Origin of the sequence: Erwinia sp. PPS120, from assembly GCF_047918655.1 — a bacterium.
GTDB classification, from domain to species: Bacteria; Pseudomonadota; Gammaproteobacteria; order Enterobacterales; family Enterobacteriaceae; genus Erwinia; species Erwinia tasmaniensis_A.
The window spans coordinates 91447-113747 of the sequence record NZ_JBLREF010000015.1; the positions used below are offsets into that span (position 1 = coordinate 91447).

Genomic DNA, 22301 nt, shown 5'->3' on the forward strand with positions numbered 1-22301 from the left:
GTCTGCGCACGCTACACGTCACGGGGCGTCTGGCTCAGCGCTGTCGTTTTTCACTGCCGGAAAGCGCCAACGTCGGGCCGCCGTTCTGCGCCACGGCGTCGCGCGAAACGGCGATGCTTTGCGGCGGCAGCGTGCCGAGCAATGCAGGGATAATCACGTCGTGGCGGTGAATCATCGAGTGGTGGTTTTCCGCCAGCGGGATGACCCGCAGGTGAGGGCAGACCTGGCCCAGACCATTATCGCTGAGGGCCAGTATTCTGCTGCCATCCGCCGTGCCCGACTCGCTGAGATCGACAAACTGGGTGGCTTTAAACAACGTGACGCGGGTCGCGTTGAGCGTTCCGCTCAGTGCCTGAGTGTTCATGCCCAGCTCGGTCTCTTCCGCCTGAATGGCGCGTTTCACGGCCATCTCGTCCAGGCCGATGGCCGAGAGTAAGGTCGCCAGCATACCAGGCGCAATCTGCTGGTGAACGTCGCAGCGATAGAGCGTATCCAGCAGGCAGACGTGAATATGGCGATAGCCGAGCTGTTCCAGCTGCACGGCCATCTCCAGCGCAATCAGGCCGCCCAGCGACCAGCCAAGCAGGTTTACCGAACGATCGACGGGCAGTCCCTGCTGCTGTATATGCTGTAGATAGTAACTGGCCAGTGCGGGCAGGGTGGGGATATGTGGCCGGTTAAACAGGTTGTAGTTGCTTACCCCGGTGACGTTCATCTCTCCCTCGAGGCGCGTAGCCAAATCCTGATAAATCTCGCAGCCAACGGCTGCCGGATGCACCGTCCACAGAGCCTCCGCGGCGCGATGCTGGTTCAGCGGCTGCAACAGGCTGAAGTCCGCTAAAGGCGGTAAGGGCGGTGATGCATAGTCATGGACGCTGAGGTCACTGGTTTGCGGCTCCGGCCCGTTCTGCGCCAGGAGGGCAGCCTGGGTACGCAGGGTGGTATGGGCGTAAAGCGCCTTCATATCTATCTTCATTCCCTGACGCTTAAGACGCATCATCAGCTGTATGCCATGCAGTGAGTGGCCGCCCAGCTCAAAGAAATCATCGTCAAGGCCAGGGGTGGGCACCTCCAGCAGATCGGCCCAGTGCACCGCGAGAATGCGCTCCTGTTCGGTTACGGCGGGCTGATAAATCTTTTTCTCCGCCCCGGCGAGAGTGGGCTGGGGAAGCGCCCGGCGATCCAGCTTGCCGTTGGGTGAAAGCGGCAGCGCCGCCAGCGGAACAAAGCAGGCCGGGATCATAAAGCCCGGTAGCGAGCGGCTCAGTTGTTCCCGCCACTGGCTAGCGTCCGCGACGTCCGCCGTGGCCACCCAGGCCACCAGACGCTTGTCGCCCTGGCGATCGTCGCAGGCCAGCACTACCGCATCGTCAATGCCCGGACAGCCGCGCAGTGCCTGCTCGATCTCACCCAGCTCAATACGCAGTCCGTGAATTTTCACCTGGAAATCATTGCGTCCCAGGTACTCAATGCTGCCATCTTCCAGCCAGCGTGCCAGATCGCCGGTTTTATAGAGCCTTGCTCCGGCGGCGTCGCTAAACGGGTCGGGTATAAAGCGTTCCTGGCTGAGCGCATCGCGGTTCAGGTAACCCCGTGCGACCTGGACACCGCCAATATGCAGCTCACCGCTGACGCCGGGCGGAACGGGTTGCAGCCCGGCATCCAGAATATAGAGGCGGGTATTGGCTACCGGTTTTCCTATTGGCACCCGTGCGCGGGGATCGTCTGACCGACAGTGCCAGAAAGAGACGTCAACCGCCGCCTCGGTAGGCCCGTACAAATTGTGTAGCTCAGCCTGCGGCAGCTGATGATGAAAGCGCTTAACGGCGGCCAGCGGCAGCGCTTCCCCGCTACAGAAGACCCGTTGCAGTCTGGCGCACTGCGCCATCGCGCCGTGACGCAGAAACAGCTGGAGCATGGAGGGGACAAAATGCAGCGTGGTCACCCTCCACCGGGAAATCATGTCGCTCAGATAGGCGGGATCCTGATGGCCGCCCGGCCTGGCTATGGCCAGCCGGGCACCCGCCATCAGCGGCCAGAAAAACTCCCACACTGAGACGTCAAAGCTAAAGGGGGTTTTCTGCAGCACGGTATCCTGCGACGTCAGGTGATAGGTTTCCTGCATCCACAGCAGCCGGTTCATGACCGCCAGATGCTCGTTCATTACGCCCTTAGGCTTGCCGGTGGAGCCGGAAGTATAGATAACATAGGCCATCGATCGCTGCGTATCCGGCAGGATATCAGGCAGGTTGGTCATGGACCTTCGCCGCCACTTCTGTCTGTCTCTCTGCATATGCAGCGTCGCCAGACTGCCCTCCAGCAGGCCGCTCAGCGCCCGTTGTCCGGCGTCGTCGATCAGCAGACATTTTGCGCCACAGTCGGTCAGCATGTGCTGAAGGCGGTCCGCCGGATAATCGGGGTCGAGCGGGACGTAGGCGCCCCCGGACTTCAGAATGGCCAGCAGTGCCACCACCATCTCTGCACTTCGCTCGACGCACAGCGCAACGCGATCGTCTGCCCCAATCCCGCTGTCGCGCAGGTATCCGGCCAGCTGGTTGGCGCGTTGGTTGAGCGCGGCGTAGCTTAGCGTTGCCACATCGCCGCAAAGCGCCACTGCCTGCGGCGTCAGTGCCGCCTGGCGTTCAAAATAGCGGTGAATACCCTGGGGGAAGTGCCATGGCTGCGCGGTGTCGTTCCACAGATTTAGGATACTGTGCTGCTCCGACGGCAGCAGCAGGGGCAGCAGCGCCATGGGCTGCTCCGGCGGGGCATCCAGTATCGCCGCGATCAGGTGCAGCAGACGGTCGGCGATACGCTCACCTTCGTCCCGGCTGAACCAGGCCTCATTAGCGTTGCACTCCAGCACCGGATCGTCACCGGGATGGTAGTGGCGCAGATAAACGGCCAGCGGCGTCTGCTCGTATCCGTGTTGTAAGGCCTCGACCTTAAGTGGGCTACCGTTCAGCTCGATGTCGGTGGGAAAGGTTTCCAGTGAAAAGCTCAAATCGTACAGCTGGCGCCGCCCCTGCTGACTCAGTCGCAGTTCGCGATTAAGCTCAGCGATCGGAAAACGCTGATGGCGATAGCTGCGCCGCAGTTCGCCTGCGACCTGCTTTACCAGCGTAGAAAAAGGATTAGCGGTGTTGGTATCCAGTCTTACCGGGATCATGGAGGAGAACATACCCAGCGTCTGTTTGTGCCTGGCGCGGTTATGCACCGGCACGCCGAGCGTCACCGCCTCCGTTTGCCACTGGCGCGAAAACCAGCAGGCGATCAGCGCACTGAGAAAGTGCATCGGCGAGGCGCCATACCGGTGTGCATACTCCGTTAACTGCTGATAACGTGCCAGGGGGAGTCGGCGGGTAATCTGCGCGCTCGGCCAGGCGTTGTTTTCCTCAAAGCCGCTGCGGCGTTCCAGCAGCGAGGGCGGAGCATTGTTAAAATGGGTCAGCCACCATTCACGGTCACGCGCGTAGCGGGGGGAGGTGAGATAAGCACCATCTTCAATAATAAATTGCGCATATTTTTTTGCTTCATTCTCGAAAGCGGGTTCATCCCTAAGCAGCGCCTTATAGCGTGAAATAATGATTTTGCTCAGCAGAGATACGGAAGTGCCGTCCGCTATTATGTGATGGCTGTTAATAGACCATATAAACGCTGTGGTATTTGTTTTAATTAAACTCGTTCGCCAGAGACGTTGCTCATAAAGCGCAAAGGGCTTAACAAACGTCGCCTGCGTAAGCGCGCGCGCTGCCTCCTCAGGATTATCATCCTGACTGACGTCATGGTATTCCAGATAGGGGGCTTCATTATCAATAAAGGTCTGGCTAACGCCGCTTTCACTTTCCTTAAGCGTGATTTGTAACGCATCATGCTGTTCTGCTACCTCCATTATTGCCTTACATAATAATGGGATATCCAGCGTGCCCTCAATACGCCACTGCGCACCGATGTTGTAGCAGGGCGTATCGGATGTAAGCAGCTGATCCAACCATACAGCCTGCTGTACGGAAGTTAAAGGAAACAAAGACATAAGCGAACCTCCAGTTAAGGATAGTAAAATAAAAACGGTTAACGGCAGGCCAGTATATAAATACCTGGAAACCATAATACACATTTATAGGTATTTCGTTATGCGTTTATTTTAATTACTTTTAGGTATTATAACTTTTGTTTTGAGATAGCAATCTTAATACCCCAAAAAACCCTTTTAAATGAGGTTTTGTTTTTTTAGCCGCGATCGGTATTTATTTCATTTAGAGATTGCCGTTTTTTTAAGAGATGGCAATTTAATTATTCCTGATAATTAACTTTTATTGTTTTAATTCATTTATAAGGGCGTTTTATCTGATGAAATAACCGGGACGACGTGGGTAGCCCTCCGTCCGCACCACGGGAGAAAACAGGCAGTCAGGAGGCCTCCCCCTTCCTGAACTGACCCCTTCTGGCTCGAATGCACCAGAGGCGCGCAGCAGTAAGTAGCGTAAATTTTTCTGCATTACATAGCGGGACGGCTCCAGCCTGGTTAGCATGAAGTGAGCGATTCAGTATTCAGGTCAAAGAGAGGCGTAAACGTGAGGAAAGTCATGGTCGACAAATGGAAGTTTTGGATAGTAGGCGCCTGTTTAACCGCTATCACCGGCACGGCACAGGCGGATTCGCTGGATGTGCAGCGCAGCCGTTACCAGCAAATTAAGCAGGCCTGGGACAGCAAACAGATGGACAGGGTGGCGGAGCTGATGCCAACGCTGCGCGATTATCCACTCTACCCCTATCTGGAATACCGTGAACTGACGCAGAATCTTGACCAGCAAAGCGGCTTCGTCGTCGAGGCGTTTATCAAAAAATATCCCACGCTGCCGCCGGTACAGTCGCTTTCCGCGCGCTTTATCAACGAGCTGGCCTATCGTCAGGACTGGCGAGGCCTGCTGGTTTTCAGCCCTGACGAGCCAAAACCGGTAGCGGCGCGCTGCAACTGGTACTACGCCAGGTGGGCGACAGGCCAGCAGCAGGTGGCCTGGCAGGGGGCGAAATCTATCTGGCTGCGGGGAACCTCGTTGCCTTCCGCCTGTGACAAACTTTTCAGCGCCTGGCAGGCCGCGGGTGAGCAAACGCCGATTACCACGCTGGCACGCATCCGCCTGGCGATGAAAGAGGGCAATACCAGCCTGGTGAATGCCCTGGCGAAGCAGCTGCCTGGCGATTATCAGACCATGGCGAACGCCGTTATGGCGCTGCAAAATAATCCGGCCAGCGTGGAAAATTTTGCCCGAACGGTGGGGCCGACTGACTTTACCCGCCAGGCGACGTCCATTGCCTTTGCGCGCGTGGCGCGTGAGGATGCTGAAAACGCCCGGGCGATGATCCCCACGCTGGTGCGTCTGCAAAAAATGAGCGAGAGCGATGAGCAGGATCTCAACGAGGCGGTTGCCTGGCGTCTGATGGGTAATGACATCACCTCTGAGCAGGCTCGCTGGCGGGACAATGTGGTTATGCGCAGCGAGTCTACCTCCCTGATTGAACGGCGAGTCAGAATGTCGCTGGGCAATAATGACCGACGGGGTATGAATACCTGGATTTCCCGCCTGCCGCTGGAAGCAAAGCAAAAAGATGAGTGGCAGTACTGGCAGGCCGACCTGCTGCTGGAGCAGGGGCGGAAAGAAGAAGCGGAAGCAATCCTGCATGGACTGATGAAGGCGCGCGGATTCTATCCGATGGTGGCCGCGCAAAGGCTGGGTGAATCCTACCCGCTGCAGATTGATCAGGCCGCCTCACCGGACGCTGCCCTGACTACCGGTACAGAGATTTCCCGCGTGCGGGAGCTGATGTACTGGGGGATGGATAACCTGGCCCGAACGGAGTGGAGCTATCTGGTGGCCAGCAAAAACAGCGGTCAGCAGCAGCAGCTGGCCCGCTTTGCGCGCGAACAAAACTGGTGGGATCTGAGCGTTCAGGCGACGATTACCGGCAAGCTGTGGAACAGCTTACAGGAGCGTTTCCCGCTGGCTTATCAGGACCAGTTCCAGCGCTATGGAGTCGGTAAAGCGATACCCATCAGCTATGCGATGGCGATTGCCCGCCAGGAGAGCGCGTGGAATCCTAAGGCGCACTCCCCGGTCGGCGCCGCGGGTCTGATGCAGGTTATGCCCGCGACCGCTCAGCATACGGTGAAAAGTTACAGCCTGCCTGGCTACAGCAACAGCAGCCAGCTGCTGGATCCTGAAACCAGTATTCAGATTGGCATGCAGTATCTGGAGTCGGTGTATCAGCAGTTTGGTGAAAACCGGATATTTTCCTCGGCGGCCTATAATGCAGGCCCGTCGCGCGTCAGAACCTGGCTGGGGAACAGTGCGGGGCGGCTGGATGCGGTAGCATTTATTGAGACGATACCCTTTTCTGAAACCCGGGGTTATGTCAAAAACGTGCTCGCTTACGATGCTTACTACCGGCATTTGATGAGCAAGCCCGATAAAATTCTGTCTGACGCGGAATGGCAGCGGCGCTACTGATCTGCAATGGGGTATGTTATGCTGCTGTACTAGTTTATGAGTATGGGCCTGACATGACCGATTCTTCTGTTCCCGTTACGGCGGAGCCGCATAACGAAGAGTGGCAGCGTTTCGTCTCGCTGCTACAGCGAGCCTTCAACCACAACCTGCATCTGCCGCTCCTGCAGCTGATGCTGACGCCCGACGAGCGTGAGTCGCTTGGCACGCGCCTGCGTATTATTGAAGAGCTGATGCGCGGTGAACTGAGCCAGCGTGAGTTGAAAAACGATTTGGGCGTCGGTATCGCGACGATAACGCGGGGATCGAACAGCCTGAAAAGCGCGCCCCCCGCCCTGAAGGGCTGGCTGGAGGCCGAGCTGCTATCGGACTCAGACGCGCGTTGAATCAGCGTCTCAGATGAGTACTGAATCAGTATCTCAGACGCGCGTTGAATCAGCGTCTCAGATGAGTTCTGAATCAGTATCTCAGACGAGCGTTGAGTCAGCGTCTCAGATGAGTTCTGAATCAGTATTTCAGACGAGCGTTGAGTCAGCGTCTTCAGACAAGCTCTGAATCAGCATCGTCGGCGGGCTTCTCTTGATAGACGTCGTTATGAAAAGGACATAGTGCCAGGATCAGCGCCTGATGGTAGACGCTGGTTCTGCTCAGCAGACCGGCGGTAAAAGCGCCAATCGCGCCACCTTTTTGTTTGATATTGTCAATACCCGTCAGACGGGCCATTTCATCACCCAGTTCGCGACCCTGCGCAATCCCTTTCAGTACCACTGCCGGCAGGGTAAAGCTGGCTGAACGCGATTCGCCACGAAGCTTATGGTTTTCTATCACCATCCACGCGAAAGCGCTGTCGTCCTCTATTCCGGCTTCAATAGCGACCCAAAAATCGGCTTCAGGTCTGACCTGACGGGCATTCATCACGCGATGACGTGCGCCAGTTCTCGTTTCAGCATTTGTCACGGGCTGCGCCGCCACGCCGCTGTCGACCTCTACCCCTTCAATATGGCAGGATCCTTCACCGTAAATATCGCTGAATGCCTGAGAAATTGCCTTTATTTTTGCTGGATTGATGGTAGCGGCGACAACATGGTACATAATTGTTTGAACCCTTTACGTAATTTTTTTGCAGTATAACGGAAAATAGCATGTTACAGGTTTATCTTGTTCGTCACGGAGAAACGCTATGGAATGCGGCGCGCCGCATTCAGGGACAGTCAGACAGCGCGCTGACGGATAAGGGAGAGTATCAGGCCCGCCAGGTGGGCGAGTGCGTCAAACACGTCGGCATCACCCATGTTATTGCCAGCGATCTGGGGCGCACCAGACGCACCGCTGAAATTATTGCCCACGCCTGCGGCTGCGACGTTAAGCTCGATCCGCGCCTGCGTGAGCTGAATATGGGTGTGCTGGAGCAGCGTCCTATTGACCATCTGACGGAAGAGGAAGAGAGCTGGCGTAAAGCGCTGGTCAACGGCACTGTCAATGGCCGCATCCCTCAGGGAGAATCTATGGCGGAAATGGCGACCCGAATGCATGAAGCGCTTAACGCCTGTCTTCAACTGCCCGCTGGCAGCCGACCCCTGCTGGTCAGTCACGGTATGGCGCTCGGCGTGCTGGTCAGTACCATCCTTGGACTGCCTGCGCATGCGGAACGTCGGCTGAGGCTGCGTAACTGTTCAATCTCACGGGTGGATTATCAGCAAAGCGACTGGCTGGCATCGGGCTGGATTGTGGAAACCGCAGGGGATATATCACACCTGAATGCGCCCGCCCTGGATGAGTTACAGCGCTGATTAATGCTTCACGCTGGATGAGTTACAGCGTTGATTGATGCTTCACGCTGGATGAGTTACAGCGCTGATTGATGCTTGACTCTGTATGAGCGACAGCGCTGATTGATGGCCTGCGGTCAAGAGTAACAGGGCGAATTATTTCGCCCTTATGCTATACCGACGGGGTTTCAGTGTGCGAACGGATGGGAATTAAGTATTCACAGCGAATGTTTTTTGGCGGTTCTGACAGCTTTTTCCCACCGTGAGTATAAAATCGTTCAATATCCTGGCCGTGACGGCGGGTCAACTGTAGCGTAGGCATACAGGTGCCGTAAATTAACAGGATAAATTCCTGAAGATTGCTGCGCGGGCCGTCATAGGTAAACTGCACATATTCACCTGCTTCCAGCTGGACTTTCTGCGTAGACTGAAGCGGCTGCGACAGCTTGTCTGACGGCACCGCCGTAGTATAGAAGATTTCCTGCTCGTCCTCCTTTTCAATGCTCGGGCGTACCCTATGCAGCCCGTACAGGACAGGCGGAACCCTATCCGTTTCGGCCAGGAACTGACGCCAGAAGTGCACGCGCATTTCATCACGGTAGAAGGAAATTTGCTCCAGCGTACAGGTATAGCTCTGCGTCTGGCCGATAAGCTCTATGTCCGGCAGGGTAACGAAAGCGGCCTCAGGCAGGGTAAAGTCGCCCAGACGGATAGGCGGACGGAGGCCGAATGAGTTCCAGTCTGCTGAACGGCGATACCAGGCCGGAGTCTGGTTAAACTGTTTTTTAAACGCGCGAGTGAATGTCTGCTGGGAATCAAAGCGGTACTGTAGAGCAATATCCAGGATTGGCCGACTGGTCAGACGCAGCGCAACTGCGGCTTTTGACAGACGCCGTGCCCGGATATACGCACCAATAGCGTGATCGGTCACTTCCTTAAACATTCTTTGCAAATGCCATTTCGAATAGCCAGCCTTAGCGGCGACATTGTCCAGCGACAGTGGCTGGTCAAGGTGGCTTTCAAGCCAGACAAGCAAATCGCGAATGATACCGGCCTGATCCATAAAACGTCCTCATCCTGGTTCGGAGTAGTGCTAAAGAAATGATGCGTTGTGCCGCTAATGACGCGCTATCCGTTGTTAATCGCTGCGGATGTGCTATACCAGAGCGCGTCAGGTTTTGTGGGCTCTCCCGGGCAGGTGATCGCCTGAGTTGATAACTTACAATGTCATCTATTTTCAACGCAATGGTAACGTTATGACAATGAAAAAATTGTTAATTATCACTTCTGTAATTTTTTCCTCTTTTGCCGTACAGGCGGAGGAAGTCGGGTCTGTGGATACGGTGTTTAAGATTTTAGGCCCGGATCATAAAATCGTGGTCGAAGCCTTCGATGACCCCGATGTAAAAAATGTAACCTGTTATATCAGTCGGGCTAAAACCGGGGGCATCAAGGGCGGGCTGGGGCTGGCGGAGGATACCTCAGACGCGGCCATTTCCTGTCAGCAGGTGGGACCCGTGGAACTCAGTGACAGCATTGCCCGGAATAAATCTGAGGGCGAGGTGGTGTTTCGTAAACGAACGTCGCTGGTATTCAAAAAATTACAGGTCGTGCGCTTTTATGACAAAAAGCGTAATACACTGATTTATCTCAGCTATTCTGACAAGATCGTTAATGGTTCACCTAAAAATGCCCTGAGCGCCGTGCCTATTATGCCGTGGAACAAATGATCTGCAACAAAAAAAGGGCCGGATAACCGGCCCTGTTTATCGCTAAAAGGGGGAATTCAGTCCTGAAGATCGCCACAGAAACGATAGCCTTCACCGTGGATGGTGGCAATGATTTCTGGCGTATCCGGCGTGGATTCGAAATGCTTACGAATACGACGAATGGTGACGTCAACGGTACGATCGTGAGGCTTCAGCTCGCGACCGGTCATTTTCTTCAGCAGGTCAGCGCGGGTCTGGATCTTGCCCGGGTTTTCGCAGAAGTGCAGCATGGCGCGGAATTCACTGCGCGGCAGCTTATACTGCTCTCCCTGCGGGCCAACCAGTGAGCGGCTGTTAATATCCAGCTCCCAGCCGTTAAAGCGATAGCTTTCGACCAGCTTGCGCTCTTCGCTCTGCGGCGCAAGATTCATGGTACGCGACAGCAGGTTGCGGGCACGAATAGTCAGCTCACGCGGGTTAAAGGGTTTGGTGATGTAGTCATCCGCACCAATTTCCAGGCCAAGGATTTTATCGACTTCGTTATCCCTTCCGGTCAGAAACATCAGTGCCACGTTAGCCTGTTCGCGCAGCTCACGCGCTAACAGCAGGCCATTTTTCCCGGGGAGATTGATATCCATAATCACCAGGTTAATGTCGTTATCGGTCAGTATGTGATGCATTTCAGCACCATCCGTAGCTTCATGAACCATGTAGCCTTCGGCCTCAAAAATACTTTTGAGAGTATTACGAGTAACTAATTCGTCTTCAACGATAAGTATGTGCGGGGTCTGCATGTGTTCGCTACCTAAAATTGCCAACAAAATCGAAACAGGGCATACAGCGGTTACACCGATCCGGATATCGCGCTTACGCTATCCGGCGCGTAACCTTAGCTGTACAGAATGATGTGCAGGATATACTCATCCTCATCAGCATCGACCGGTTCCGCTGCCCCAGTAAGATGTCAGAGCCTGCCGTAGCGGGATCTGAAAAGGCGTATATCCTAACTGCATTAACAGTAACATAACAGTACTGGCCACTAACAATATGTAATAAAACAACGCTTAGTTGACTTATATCAAACCAAGTGTAGCACGTTAACTCTTTTGTGAAAAACTCTTACCAGAATGCCAGCTTAGCTCACAATTATGCCTGTTTTGCCCTGACTTCGGCGTCGGTAGCCTCATTCAGTCTTACTAATGTTTTAACATTTTATATTGCATTGATTTATATGTATTTAGTGAAGGCTAACTTAGGTTTATATTTAAATGTGGGACTAATTTAAAGCAGAACGGAGTTTGCCCCCTCCCGCACATGAGATCGGATGTTGTTGGCTTGTTATTTATCATCGCCTTTTATTTTTATGCGATCCTGTCACACTGCTATTCCTGTTGGATGAAAATTAAGGCCATTATGCATTTCCCTCTAATCCTTGTTTCCCCGGCCCGGGCTGAGAACGTGGGCGCAGCGGCGCGCGCCATGAAAACGATGGGTTTTGATACGCTGCGTATTGTCAATAGTCAGGCGCATCGTGATCCCGCGGCGCGCAGGGTAGCCCACGGTGCGGGAGATATTCTGGATAATGCCACCCACTGGGATTCACTGTCTGCTGCGCTGCATGATATCGACTTCAGCGTGGCAACAACGGCCCGGAGCCGCGCCCGATTCCACTATTACGCGACGCCTCAGCAGCTGCTGCCGCTGCTTGAAGAGAAGCAGCAGTGGGTTAACAGCATGGCGCTGGTATTTGGTCGCGAGGATACCGGGCTGACTAATGAAGAGCTGGCGCTGGTCGATGTGCTGACCGGTATTCCGATGGCAGCAGATTACCCGTCGTTAAATCTGGGCCAGGCGGTCATGGTTTACTGCTACCAGCTTTCCACGCTGCGTCAGATCGCTGCCCGGCCAGAGATCGCGGCGGATGTGCAGCAGCTGGCGGCGCTGCGGCAGCGCTGTGATGCTTTGCTGGCAAGGCTGGCGGTCAGCGACGATCGCAAGCTGGCCGACTGGCTGACGCAGCGTCTGGGTCTGCTGGCCCAGCGCGACAGCGCCATGCTGCATCGTCTGCTGCATGACATAGAAAAAAATCTTATAGATAAAAACGCTGATTAATTCTGCATTTCCAGAAGGTGCTGCTGCTTTTTCCGCAAGGGGTGAAAGATAAGCGCTGAGTCAGGGGTAAATTCCCTGTGGCCTTCTCGCGTTTGCCGGAATGAGGGGAAGATAAAAAAATTGACTTAGCAGGGCGATTGCTTTACTTCTGAAAGCCGACAGATTTTATAAACAGACAGATGATAAATCTATAATGCGTAACCACAGCCTGATGACAACAATCATTATTACCACCACCATTACCACGAGTAACGGTGCGGGCTGACGCATACAGGAAAAAATAAAAACAAGCCCGCACCTAACCAGTGCGGGCTTTTTTTTCGGCAAAAATTCAGGAGAGTTAGAATGCGAGTGCTGAAATTCGGTGGAACCTCAGTAGCTAACGCGGAGCGGTTTCTGCGCGTGGCTGATATTCTGGAAAGTAATGCGAAGCAGGGACAGGTTGCCACCGTATTGTCCGCGCCAGCGAAAATTACGAATCATCTGGTCGCAATGATCGAAAAAACGATCGACGGTCAGGATATGCAGCCGAATATGAGCGATGCGGAAAGTATTTTCGCATCGCTCATAGAGGGGCTGGCGGAATCACAGCCCGGCTTTGATGACGAGGGCGTCGCCCGCCTGGTTGCAAAAGAATTTGCACAGCTGAAGCAGGTATTACACGGCATCAGCCTGCTGGGGCAGTGCCCGGACAGCGTTAACGCGGCCATTATCTGCCGGGGTGAAAAGCTGTCGATAGCCATCATGGCCGCCTTGCTACAGGCGCGGGGTTACGGTGTTAGCGTTATCGATCCGGTCGAGAAACTGCTGGCGGTGGGGCACTATCTTGAATCCACCGTGGATATTACGGAATCGACCCGCCGCATTGCCGCCAGCCAGATCCCGCCTGAAAATATGATCCTGATGGCAGGGTTTACCGCCGGTAACGACAAAGGCGAGCTGGTGGTGCTGGGACGTAATGGCTCGGATTACTCTGCGGCCGTGCTGGCCGCCTGTCTTCGCGCCGACTGCTGTGAAATCTGGACGGATGTCGACGGCGTTTATACCTGCGATCCGCGGCAGGTGCCAGATGCCCGTCTGCTTAATTCTATGTCATACCGGGAAGCAATGGAGCTCTCCTACTTTGGCGCCAAAGTTCTGCATCCGCGCACCATCGCCCCGATTGCCCAGTTTCATATTCCCTGTCTTATCAAAAACACCGCTAACCCTCAGGCACCCGGCACGCTGATTGGCGGCGACGGTACTGATGATGAAAATCCGGTGAAGGGCATCACGAATCTTAATAACATGGCGATGTTCAACATCTCCGGCCCGGGCATGAAAGGTATGGTCGGTATGGCCGCCCGGGTCTTTGCCACCATGTCGCGTAGCGGCATCTCCGTGGTGCTGATCACCCAGTCCTCATCAGAATACAGCATCAGTTTCTGCGTACCGCAGAGCGACCAGGCCCGTGCACGTCGGGTGCTGGAGGAGGAGTTTTATCTTGAATTGAAGGATGGCCTGCTGGAGCCGCTGGATGTGATGGAAAAGCTGGCGGTAATTTCGGTGGTGGGCGACGGTATGCGCACCCTGCGTGGGATCTCCGCCAAATTTTTCTCTGCGCTGGCCCGTGCGAATATCAATATTATCGCCATTGCCCAGGGATCGTCAGAACGCTCTATCTCCGTCGTGGTCAATAATGACGATGCCACCACCGGCGTGCGCGTGGTGCATCAGATGCTGTTTGCCACCGATCAGGTGATTGAAGTGTTTGTTATCGGCGTGGGGGGCGTGGGTGCCGCACTGATTGAACAGCTACACCGTCAGCAGGCATGGCTGAAAAACAAGCATATCGATCTGCGGGTGTGCGGCATCGCCAACTCCAGCGCCCTGCTGACCAACGTACACGGCATCCCGCTGGATAACTGGCAGAATGCCCTGAAGGAGGCTAAAGAGCCGTTTAACCTTGGGCGCCTGATCCGACTGGTGAAAGAGTATCATCTGCTCAATCCGGTGATTGTCGACTGTACTTCAAGCCAGGCGGTAGCCGACCAGTACGCCGACTTCCTGGGCGAGGGTTTCCACGTGGTGACGCCGAATAAAAAGGCCAATACCTCATCATGGAATTATTATCAGCAGATGCGCGCGGCAGCGGCTAAATCGCGCCGTAAATTTCTGTATGACACCAACGTGGGCGCAGGCCTGCCGGTCATTGAGAACCTGCAAAACCTGCTGAATGCCGGAGATGAACTGATTCGCTTTTCCGGCATTCTTTCCGGTTCCCTGTCGTTTATTTTCGGTAAGCTTGATGAGGGCGTCTCCCTCTCTGCCGCGACGAAAATGGCGCGTGAGCTGGGCTTTACTGAACCGGACCCGCGTGACGATCTGTCCGGCATGGACGTGGCGCGTAAGTTGCTGATCCTCGCCCGTGAGGCCGGATATCAGCTGGAGCTGAGCGATATTGAAATTGAAGCTGTACTGCCAGCATCACTTACCTCGCTGGCAGATGCGGAGGCATTTATGGCGCGTTTGCCGGAGCTGGATGACGCCTTTACTGCGCGCGTCGCGGCGGCACGCGATGAGAATAAGGTCCTGCGCTTCGTGGGGGCCATTGAAGAAGGGGGGCGCTGCCGGGTAAAAATTGACGCCGTCGACGGTAACGACCCGCTGTATAAGGTAAAAAATGGCGAGAATGCGCTGGCCTTTTATAGCCGCTATTATCAGCCTATTCCGCTAGTGCTGCGCGGATACGGCGCGGGTAACGATGTCACGGCCGCCGGCGTGTTTGCCGATCTGCTGCGTACCCTGTCATGGAAGTTAGGAGTTTAACGATGGTTAAAATTTATGCCCCGGCCTCAATCGGCAACGTCAGCGTGGGCTTCGACGTGCTGGGTGCGGCGGTTTCGCCAATTGATGGTACGCTGCTGGGCGACTGCGTGAGCGTGGAGGCAGCCAGTGAGTTCAGCCTGCACAATGGGGGCCGTTTTGTCAGCAAGCTGCCCGCCGATCCGCAGGACAACATCGTCTGGCACTGCTGGGATCGCTTCTGTGAGGCCATTGGCAGGCGGGTGCCGGTCAGGATGACGCTGGAAAAAAATATGCCTATCGGTTCAGGTCTGGGATCCAGCGCCTGCTCGGTGGTCGCCGGCCTGGTGGCAATGAATGAACACTGTGGCAAACCGCTTGGCGATACTGAACTGCTGGCGCTGATGGGGGAGCTGGAAGGGCGTATATCCGGCAGCGTCCATTATGACAACGTCGCGCCCTGCTTTCTTGGCGGTATCCAGCTGATGCTGGAAGCAAACGGCATCATCAGCCAGCCAGTACCGAGCTTTAACGACTGGCTGTGGGTGATGGCCTACCCTGGCATTAAGGTGTCGACCGCAGAAGCGCGGGCGATCCTTCCGGCGCAGTATCGCAAAGAGGATATTATTCAACACGGCCGTTATCTGGGGGGCTTCGTTCATGCCTGTCACACCCAGCAGCCGGAACTGGCGGCGAAGCTGATGTGTGACGTGATAGCCGAGCCTTACCGCACTAAACTGTTACCAGGCTTTGCCCTGGCGCGGCAGGAACTTAAGAATATTGGCGCACTGGCGTGTGGCATTTCCGGTTCCGGCCCCACGCTGTTTGCCGTCAGTAACCAGCTGGAAACGGCTCAGCGTATGGCTGACTGGCTCAGCCAGCACTATCTGCAAAATGATGAAGGCTTCGTTCATATCTGTCGTATTGATACGGCAGGCGCACGTAAACTGGGATAACGTATGAAACTCTATAATCTTAAGGACCATAACGAACAGGTAAGCTTTTCACAGGCGGTCAGGCAGGGCCTGGGCAAGCAGCAGGGGCTTTTTTTCCCGCTTGAACTGCCTGAGTTTGAGCTGACCGATATCGACGAGATGCTGGAGATGGATTTCGTTACCCGCAGCAGCAAAATCCTGTCGGCCTTTATTGGCGATGAGATCCCCGCGCATCAGCTAAAAGAGCGCCTGGCAACCGCCTTTGCCTTTCCTGCACCGGTGGCAAAGGTCACCGACGATATCGCTTCGCTGGAGCTGTTTCACGGCCCAACGCTGGCGTTTAAAGACTTCGGCGGCCGCTTTATGGCGCAGATGCTCTCATATGTGAGCGGAACGGATGAAAAAATCACCATTCTTACCGCCACCTCGGGCGACACCGGCGCCGCCGTTGCCCATGCTTTCTACGGCATGGAAAACGTTCGCGTGGTGATCCTCTACCCTCAGGGCAAAATCAGCCCGCTACAGGAGAAGCTGTTTTGTACGCTGGGCGGCAACATCCAGACCATCGCCATCGACGGTGATTTCGATGTCTGTCAGTCGCTGGTTAAGCAGGCATTTGATGATGAGCCGCTGCGCAAAGCCATTGGCCTTAACTCGGCCAACTCCATCAATATCAGCCGTCTGCTGGCACAGATTTGTTACTACTTTGAGGCGGTCGCTCAGCTGCCGCAGGAAAAACGTAATCAGCTGGTTATCTCTGTGCCAAGCGGCAACTTTGGCGACCTGACGGCGGGCCTGCTGGCGAAATCCCTGGGTCTGCCGGTGAAGCGCTTTATTGCGGCGACCAACGCCAACGACACCGTTCCACGCTTCCTGACCGGCGGCGAGTGGCAGCCCAACGTGACCGTTTCCACCCTGTCTAACGCCATGGATGTCAGCCAGCCTAACAACTGGCCGCGCGTCGAAGAGATCTTCCGCCGTAAAACCTGGCGTCTGACCGATCTTGGCTATGGTGCGGTGGATGATGAAACCACTAAGGCCACCCTGCGCGAGCTGGCGGATCTGGGCTATATCTCTGAACCGCATGCCGCGATCGCCTATCGCCTGCTGCGCGATCAGCTTCAGGAAGGGGAGTACGGCCTGTTCCTGAGCACCGCGCATCCGGCTAAGTTTATTGAAAGCGTGGAAGCGGTGCTGGGGCGCAAGCTGCCGCTGCCAGCGGCGCTGGCCGATCGTGCCGCGCTGCCGTTGCTGTCCCACAAGATGGCGGCGGACTTCTCCGCACTGCGTGAATTCCTTCTGCATAAATAACACCTGCGGCCTGACTCCTTGCGGCCTTTCGCCGTGGCCCTTACTCCGGTAGGGGCCTTTTTGATTAACTCTCTTCTCCTTTCCTCCTTTTCTCCTCTTCATCCTCCACCCCGAGCTCCCTGTTCCCCCTTTCCCGGCGTGCCACCAGACGAACGCAGTCCAGCCATGGCGGGTTGCACTGGCCGGGTGTTAAGGGCGGCTACCGGGATCGGTGATTATCCTGGCCTGGGATCACGGGTACTAACCGGTGCCGGTGATTCTGCGGGTGCGGCTGGTATCGATGCGGGTGCCGGTGATTCTGCGGGTGTCGCTGCAATAGCCCCGCGAACCTTACTGTGCGCCTGATAAATCTGGTTCACCATTTTATAGGTGAGGCCAAAGGCGGCCGCGGTCCCGGCGTTGTTGAAAAGGCTGGATAGCGCCGGGGAGGTATGGCCTTTCGTTATTGCCGCCAGTATCTGTTGCGAGGCCAGCGTGCTGCTGTTGGCAAAATTATTCCAGCTCAGCCGGGCGATGGAGTGATCGAGCAGACGGACGTAATCCTTCATCGGCAGGGAAGGGGAGAATTTTTGCGTGTCACCCACCTGCTTGCTGTCGTAGTGCTTGCCGAGAAAAGCATCACCGGTTTCGATAAAGGCGTTACAGGCCGATCGCAGGGCCGATACGATAGTGCCCATTTCATGCAGCGCTTTACCGGTCAGGCGCTGTCCTGCCGCATCGCGGATTTCCGGGCCGGAAACGCTGTAGCCTTTTGGTAGCGCCTTCTGGATCAGCCCATCCTGTAGCATTCCCATTGCCAACGTGTTTAATGTATACCAGGCCGCATTAGTACTCATATTGTCGTCATTAACGCCATAGCCTGGCGTGCCTTTACGTGAGGCTACCAGGCTACCCGTCGCCTGCAACGACTCCCTGGCGCCCGCATAGATAACGTTGCGCAGCTGAGTACTCATTACGCGCGCCGTCAGGGCCGGATTCCCACTGAGCACGCCTGCCAGCGACATACCCACATTGAGCATTTCAGCCATAACCTGCTGACCGGAAACGCGCTTTGAATCTTTTACCGTTTGCTGACTCAGGCGAGCCCATTCAGCGGGTTTGTCACGCTTCATCGCGTTGGCCTGGCTGGGGCTGAGGCCAAACTGACCGCGCACGGCCACCTCACCGGGCTGTGCGCTACCGGACTGAGGCTGCGCATCCGGCTCCGTCTGCCGCATAAGCCGAGGCTCACGAAGATGATGCTGAAGGGCAACGTTGGCAAGAGAGATAACGGCCTGTAGGGTCACGGCGGCGGCGGGATGTTTTTCTACCAGGTGAGGGAGCAGCTGGTTATAGGCCTCAATAAAGGCTTCTTCACGAGCCATTGTCGGCAGCCCGCAGGTGATCATTTGCTGGAGGGCATGACCACTCAGCGCCCCCCAGGCTTTGTTTTGCAGGGGTGCCAGCGTAAACTTCCCTAAATCGGCGGCGGAGGCGGCCGTCTCCTGCCACCCGGCTTTACCGGCAAATTTTGCGCCCTGCCACCCAAGCTTACCTGCGGTTTTGCTACCGTTCCATACCCTGCTTCCGCCCGATTTCGCGCCATTCAGCGTCATATTGCCAAGGGTTTTGCTGCCTTCCAGAACCTTGTTCCCTCCCGATTTCGCACCGTTAAGCGTCATGCTGCCAAGGGCTTTGGTGCCGTCCCATACTTTGCCCCCGCCCGTTTTGGCACCGTCCCAGGCACCCTCACTGAGCGTTGAGAAAAACTGCCCCGCGCTGGTGGCTGCCCGGGCTGCGCGCCCCGGGGCATCATCGGGGCGCGGACCGCTCTCTTCATCGCCGCGACCGCCCAGACGGGTCATTTCATACTGGCCGGAAGCCGGCCGGATGGTATCGCTCATCATTGTGCTCCGATTCAGGCCGCGGTGGGTTCGCGACGGTCAATGGCGACGCTGAGCGTCATAAGGTCGGCAAGCCAGCTGGCGAGATCGGAACCGTCCAGCCCCAGAGTGTCCCATCGGCAGACCAGACACAGCATTTCACCGCACAGCGCCAGCGAGCAGTTGGTCAGCACCATCAGCTCGCTGTTAGCCTGCAACAGGCGTTGCTGCGCGGCGCCGGGTGTGAAATCCAGCGCCAGGGGCGTTGAGATCAGGAGGTGACGTCGATCGCCATCGGCAAGTAAAGTAAATTGGCGTTCAGGAAAGCTGAGGATGCCGCAACAGCCCTCCAGCCGATAGCGGGTGGGGGGGAGTTCAAGCTGGGCGATGGCCTGATGCAGCAGCGAATAGTGCCAGCGATGGCTGATGGCCTGTTCGGCAAGCTCATCCAGTCGCAACGACGTTGTCTGCCGCCACTCACTCACCCAATCTTCAACGGGTGCGCTATCGCGGGTGTACGCGGAAGGCTGCTGTGTGCCTGCGGCAGAGAGCAGTAAGTCTGTCAGGCTTGAGGCCAGCGAATTGACGTCGTTTAATTTCTCTGCCAGCGCTTCTGCGTCCTGCCATATATCAAAAGACAGCCGCAGTGTTAGCCGCGTCTGGCCCTTCTCATCCAGCGAAAGGGCGATGCCGCTCAGACCCATGGCGACATCGCTCGCTCTGAGCAGCGCCTCCTGCCAGACCTCGGGATGGAGTGCAGCGGGGGGTTGCAGGAAGCCAACCACCAGCCACAGGGGCACGGGGGCTTCCCGCTGACAGATGGCTACCACGTCCAGCGCATCCAGCCTCAGGCGTCCGGAGGCAGCAAACTGCTGCTGCTCAGCTTTTTTAACGCCCAGGTGCTTTGCCGCCGCGCAGAGCCAGGCCCTGGCGGCCGTGGGTACAGGATTGTTGAACGTGGCCAGTACGTTTTCCGGCTGATGATGTGTGGCCTGCCAAACGCGATCGCTAAGGGTTTTGCGCAGCGCGTACTGATCCATACCTACCTCCCGATAGCTGATTTGTCGCAACTGGGCTTGGGTGGTCAATAACGGATCGTGCGTTCGGTTTCTGTCGTCGGTTATAACGAAAGGCTATGGCGGGGCAGGAAGGGGGGGAAGAAAATACGGCTTTTGACGCGCAAAAGCCGCGTACGCATCATTTAAGGTTATGGATTCTCGCGGCGCTTAAAGACCAGATCGCTGTCAGTGCTCTCTTCCGCTACGAAGAAGTAGCCATCGACATCGAATTTTTTAAGCTGCTCCGGCTGGCTCAGGCGATGCTGGATAATATAGCGACTCATCAGCCCGCGTGCTTCCTTAGCGTAAAAGCTGATGACCTTAAACCTGCCATTTTTCTCATCAAGAAAGATCGGTTTAATGATGCGGCCCGCCAGTTTTTTGGGTTTCACCGCTCTGAAATATTCGTCCGAGGCCAGATTAATCAGAACATCGTCGCCCTGTTCGGCCAGCGCGGTATTCAGCGCGTCGGTCAGCCGGTCGCCCCAAAAGGTGTAGAGATCTTTCCCGGCCGGGTTTTCCAGCTTGATGCCCATTTCAAGACGGTAGGGCTGCATCAGATCCAGCGGTCGCAGCACGCCGTACAGCCCGGAAAGCATACGCAAATGCTGCTGGGCAAAATCGAAATCTTTTTCATGGAAGGTTTCGGCCTGTAACCCGGTATACACATCGCCTTTAAAGGCCAGAATCGCCTGGCGGGCATTGTCGGGGCTGAAAGGCGGGTGCCAGTCGTTGAAGCGTTCGGCGTTAAGGTGGGCCAGCTTGTCACTGATGCTCATCAGGGAGCCGATTTGTGCGGGCGTGAGCCTGCGGGCTATTTCGATCAGTTTTTGTGATTCATCCAGCAGGGCAGGTTGGGTAAAACGACGGGTAGCCAGCGGGCTTTCAAAATCCAGCGTCTTAGCCGGAGAGATAACCATCAACATGCCTGTATCCTTATGTGAAACTGCCCTGACCGGGCGAAATAAACGAGGCCGCTACTTTAGCAAAAAAGCGACGAGAAAGGGCAAATCACTGCCATAGCCGTATCGCCTCTTACCCTTATTATTAACACTTTTAGCACTACGTGGCCTGACGGAAACCTTACCTTGCATGGCCTGGTACGCGTGATATGATCGACATAAACACGATTAACATCCCGATAACGCTACTCTGACGAGAATGACAATCATGACGGACAAACTGAGTTCCCTGCGTCAACTGACTACCGTTGTTGCCGATACCGGCGACATTGCTGCGATTAAGCTGTACAAGCCGCAGGATGCCACTACCAACCCTTCGCTAATCCTTAGCGCGGCGCAAATTCCTGAGTACCGCAGGCTGATTGATGATGCGGTGAGCTGGGCACGCGATCGCAGCAGCAACAAGGATGAGCAGATCCAGCATGCGGCAGACAAGCTGAATGTGAACATTGGTCTGGAGATCCTGAAGCTGGTGCCTGGCCGTATCTCTACCGAAGTTGACGCGCGCCTGTCCTATGACACCGAAGGCAGCATCAATAAGGCGCGTACGCTGATCAAGCTTTATAACGATGCCGGGATCGGCAACGACCGTATTTTGATTAAGCTGGCTTCAACCTGGCAGGGGATCCGTGCCGCGGAGATCCTGGAAAAAGAGGGCATCAACTGTAACCTGACCCTGCTGTTCTCCTTTGCTCAGGCGCGTGCCTGTGCTGAAGCCGGTGCCTATCTCATTTCGCCATTCGTAGGTCGTATTCTGGACTGGTACAAAGCCAATACTGACAAGAAAGAGTATGCGGCGCATGAAGATCCAGGCGTTATTTCAGTCACTGAAATTTACGAATACTACAAGCAGCACGGCTATGAAACCGTGGTCATGGGTGCCAGCTTCCGCAATATCGGTGAAATTACCGAACTGGCTGGCTGTGACCGCCTGACCATCTCTCCAGGCCTGCTGAAAGAGCTGGCTGAGAGCGAAGGGACACTGGAGCGTAAACTCTCCTACAGCGGCGAAGTAAAAGCGCGTCCGGCAAAAATGACGGAATCCGAGTTCCTGTGGCAGCACAATCAGGATCCGATGGCGGTTGATAAATTGGCTCAGGGGATCCGCAACTTTGCGCTTGACCAGGGCAAGCTGGATAAAATGATTGCCGATCTGCTGTAATGCATGCCCGCGGCCACTCCCCTGGCCGCGTTTTTCCCCGGCTGTACTTCCTGCCCTGCAATGTTTATTCTTCCCGCAAATGAATTTTAACCTGCGTCCGCGCTTTACGCCGTGGGCATTACGGTGATAAC

The 22301-nt window shown here is 55.7% G+C and carries 17 protein-coding genes and 1 other annotated feature; of the genes, 10 read left to right on the plus strand and 7 right to left on the minus strand.

Features of this window, described 5'->3' with window-relative positions:
- Positions 1 to 34: 34 nt before the first annotated feature.
- Positions 35 to 4033, minus strand: a complete 3999-nt coding sequence (locus ACLRGG_RS10310; RefSeq protein WP_416249684.1) for a non-ribosomal peptide synthetase — start codon at positions 4031 to 4033, stop codon at positions 35 to 37.
- 553 nt (positions 4034 to 4586) lie between these two features.
- Between ACLRGG_RS10310 and sltY the strand changes: the two genes are divergently transcribed.
- Both sltY and trpR read left to right on the plus strand, forming a co-directional pair.
- The gene (gene sltY, locus ACLRGG_RS10315) at positions 4587 to 6509 is read left to right on the plus strand and encodes a murein transglycosylase (protein WP_416249685.1); all 1923 of its coding nucleotides are present in this window, start codon (positions 4587 to 4589) and stop codon (positions 6507 to 6509) included.
- Between the two features lie 53 nt (positions 6510 to 6562).
- Entirely contained in the window at positions 6563 to 6892 is a 330-nt protein-coding gene (gene trpR, locus ACLRGG_RS10320) for a trp operon repressor (RefSeq protein WP_416249686.1), read from the plus strand.
- A gap of 154 nt (positions 6893 to 7046) precedes the next feature.
- Here the strand turns inward: trpR and yjjX are convergent, their stop codons facing one another.
- Positions 7047 to 7598 carry an inosine/xanthosine triphosphatase gene (yjjX, locus tag ACLRGG_RS10325; protein WP_416249687.1) on the minus strand — a complete coding sequence of 184 codons (552 nt, stop codon included), beginning with the start codon at positions 7596 to 7598 and terminating at the stop codon, positions 7047 to 7049.
- A 50-nt stretch (positions 7599 to 7648) separates the two neighbouring features.
- On the opposite strand from yjjX, the gene gpmB reads away from it, so the two are divergent.
- Positions 7649 to 8296, plus strand: a complete 648-nt coding sequence (gene gpmB, locus ACLRGG_RS10330; RefSeq protein WP_416249688.1) for a 2,3-diphosphoglycerate-dependent phosphoglycerate mutase GpmB — start codon at positions 7649 to 7651, stop codon at positions 8294 to 8296.
- Positions 8297 to 8447: 151 nt separating this feature from the next.
- Here gpmB and robA read toward each other — a convergent pair whose 3' ends face one another.
- Positions 8448 to 9338, minus strand: coding sequence for an MDR efflux pump AcrAB transcriptional activator RobA (gene robA, locus ACLRGG_RS10335; protein ID WP_416249689.1), 891 nt, complete (start codon positions 9336 to 9338; stop codon positions 8448 to 8450).
- A gap of 193 nt (positions 9339 to 9531) precedes the next feature.
- Between robA and creA the strand changes: the two genes are divergently transcribed.
- A complete protein-coding gene (creA, locus tag ACLRGG_RS10340; RefSeq protein WP_416249690.1) occupies positions 9532 to 10005 on the plus strand; it encodes a protein CreA in 474 nt (157 codons plus the stop codon).
- A 56-nt stretch (positions 10006 to 10061) separates the two neighbouring features.
- Here creA and arcA read toward each other — a convergent pair whose 3' ends face one another.
- A complete protein-coding gene (gene arcA / locus ACLRGG_RS10345) occupies positions 10062 to 10778 on the minus strand; it encodes a two-component system response regulator ArcA (RefSeq protein ID WP_416249691.1) in 717 nt (238 codons plus the stop codon).
- Positions 10779 to 11397: 619 nt separating this feature from the next.
- Here arcA and ACLRGG_RS10350 point away from each other — a divergent pair.
- The 5 genes from ACLRGG_RS10350 (at position 11398) to thrC (ending at position 17126) form a co-directional block, all read left to right on the plus strand.
- Positions 11398 to 12096, plus strand: a complete 699-nt coding sequence (locus ACLRGG_RS10350; RefSeq protein WP_416249692.1) for a tRNA/rRNA methyltransferase — start codon at positions 11398 to 11400, stop codon at positions 12094 to 12096.
- Positions 12097 to 12289: 193 nt separating this feature from the next.
- Entirely contained in the window at positions 12290 to 12361 is a 72-nt protein-coding gene (thrL, locus tag ACLRGG_RS10355; protein WP_073981044.1) for a thr operon leader peptide, read from the plus strand.
- Positions 12297 to 12418 (plus strand) — a sequence feature (Thr leader region). Its footprint overlaps the gene before it by 65 nt.
- Positions 12419 to 12441: 23 nt before the next feature.
- Positions 12442 to 14904 carry a bifunctional aspartate kinase/homoserine dehydrogenase I gene (thrA, locus tag ACLRGG_RS10360; RefSeq protein ID WP_416249693.1) on the plus strand — a complete coding sequence of 821 codons (2463 nt, stop codon included), beginning with the start codon at positions 12442 to 12444 and terminating at the stop codon, positions 14902 to 14904.
- A gap of 2 nt (positions 14905 to 14906) precedes the next feature.
- Complete coding sequence (gene thrB / locus ACLRGG_RS10365) at positions 14907 to 15836, plus strand: homoserine kinase (protein ID WP_416249694.1); 930 nt, start codon at positions 14907 to 14909, stop codon at positions 15834 to 15836.
- Positions 15837 to 15839: 3 nt separating this feature from the next.
- The gene (gene thrC / locus ACLRGG_RS10370; protein ID WP_416249695.1) at positions 15840 to 17126 is read left to right on the plus strand and encodes a threonine synthase; all 1287 of its coding nucleotides are present in this window, start codon (positions 15840 to 15842) and stop codon (positions 17124 to 17126) included.
- Positions 17127 to 17341: 215 nt separating this feature from the next.
- On the opposite strand, the gene ACLRGG_RS10375 is transcribed toward thrC, so the two are convergent.
- The 3 genes from ACLRGG_RS10375 to yaaA all read right to left on the minus strand — a co-directional run bounded on the left by ACLRGG_RS10375 (position 17342) and on the right by yaaA (position 20972).
- Positions 17342 to 19012, minus strand: a complete 1671-nt coding sequence (locus ACLRGG_RS10375) for an Aim3 family protein (protein WP_416249696.1) — start codon at positions 19010 to 19012, stop codon at positions 17342 to 17344.
- An 11-nt stretch (positions 19013 to 19023) separates the two neighbouring features.
- Positions 19024 to 20028 carry a type III secretion system chaperone gene (locus ACLRGG_RS10380; RefSeq protein WP_416249697.1) on the minus strand — a complete coding sequence of 335 codons (1005 nt, stop codon included), beginning with the start codon at positions 20026 to 20028 and terminating at the stop codon, positions 19024 to 19026.
- Between the two features lie 167 nt (positions 20029 to 20195).
- Positions 20196 to 20972 (minus strand): peroxide stress protein YaaA, encoded by a 777-nt coding sequence (gene yaaA, locus ACLRGG_RS10385; protein WP_416249698.1) that lies wholly within the window; start codon positions 20970 to 20972, stop codon positions 20196 to 20198.
- Between the two features lie 244 nt (positions 20973 to 21216).
- Here yaaA and tal point away from each other — a divergent pair, with 244 nt between their 5' ends.
- Positions 21217 to 22170 carry a transaldolase gene (tal, locus tag ACLRGG_RS10390; RefSeq protein ID WP_416249699.1) on the plus strand — a complete coding sequence of 318 codons (954 nt, stop codon included), beginning with the start codon at positions 21217 to 21219 and terminating at the stop codon, positions 22168 to 22170.
- Positions 22171 to 22301 lie beyond the last annotated feature (131 nt).

Coding starts and splice junctions, on each gene's coding strand:
- ACLRGG_RS10380 (WP_416249697.1), bottom strand. CDS start 20,028: ATGGATCAGTACGCGCTGCGCAAAACCCTTAGCGATCGCGTTTGGCAG.
- arcA (WP_416249691.1), bottom strand. CDS start 10,778: ATGCAGACCCCGCACATACTTATCGTTGAAGACGAATTAGTTACTCGT.
- tal (WP_416249699.1), top strand. CDS start 21,217: ATGACGGACAAACTGAGTTCCCTGCGTCAACTGACTACCGTTGTTGCC.
- thrC (WP_416249695.1), top strand. CDS start 15,840: ATGAAACTCTATAATCTTAAGGACCATAACGAACAGGTAAGCTTTTCA.
- thrB (WP_416249694.1), top strand. CDS start 14,907: ATGGTTAAAATTTATGCCCCGGCCTCAATCGGCAACGTCAGCGTGGGC.
- ACLRGG_RS10310 (WP_416249684.1), bottom strand. CDS start 4,033: ATGTCTTTGTTTCCTTTAACTTCCGTACAGCAGGCTGTATGGTTGGAT.
- thrA (WP_416249693.1), top strand. CDS start 12,442: ATGCGAGTGCTGAAATTCGGTGGAACCTCAGTAGCTAACGCGGAGCGG.
- creA (WP_416249690.1), top strand. CDS start 9,532: ATGACAATGAAAAAATTGTTAATTATCACTTCTGTAATTTTTTCCTCT.
- robA (WP_416249689.1), bottom strand. CDS start 9,338: ATGGATCAGGCCGGTATCATTCGCGATTTGCTTGTCTGGCTTGAAAGC.
- gpmB (WP_416249688.1), top strand. CDS start 7,649: ATGTTACAGGTTTATCTTGTTCGTCACGGAGAAACGCTATGGAATGCG.
- yjjX (WP_416249687.1), bottom strand. CDS start 7,598: ATGTACCATGTTGTCGCCGCTACCATCAATCCAGCAAAAATAAAGGCA.
- ACLRGG_RS10375 (WP_416249696.1), bottom strand. CDS start 19,012: ATGATGAGCGATACCATCCGGCCGGCTTCCGGCCAGTATGAAATGACC.
- sltY (WP_416249685.1), top strand. CDS start 4,587: ATGGTCGACAAATGGAAGTTTTGGATAGTAGGCGCCTGTTTAACCGCT.
- yaaA (WP_416249698.1), bottom strand. CDS start 20,972: ATGTTGATGGTTATCTCTCCGGCTAAGACGCTGGATTTTGAAAGCCCG.
- ACLRGG_RS10350 (WP_416249692.1), top strand. CDS start 11,398: ATGCATTTCCCTCTAATCCTTGTTTCCCCGGCCCGGGCTGAGAACGTG.
- trpR (WP_416249686.1), top strand. CDS start 6,563: ATGACCGATTCTTCTGTTCCCGTTACGGCGGAGCCGCATAACGAAGAG.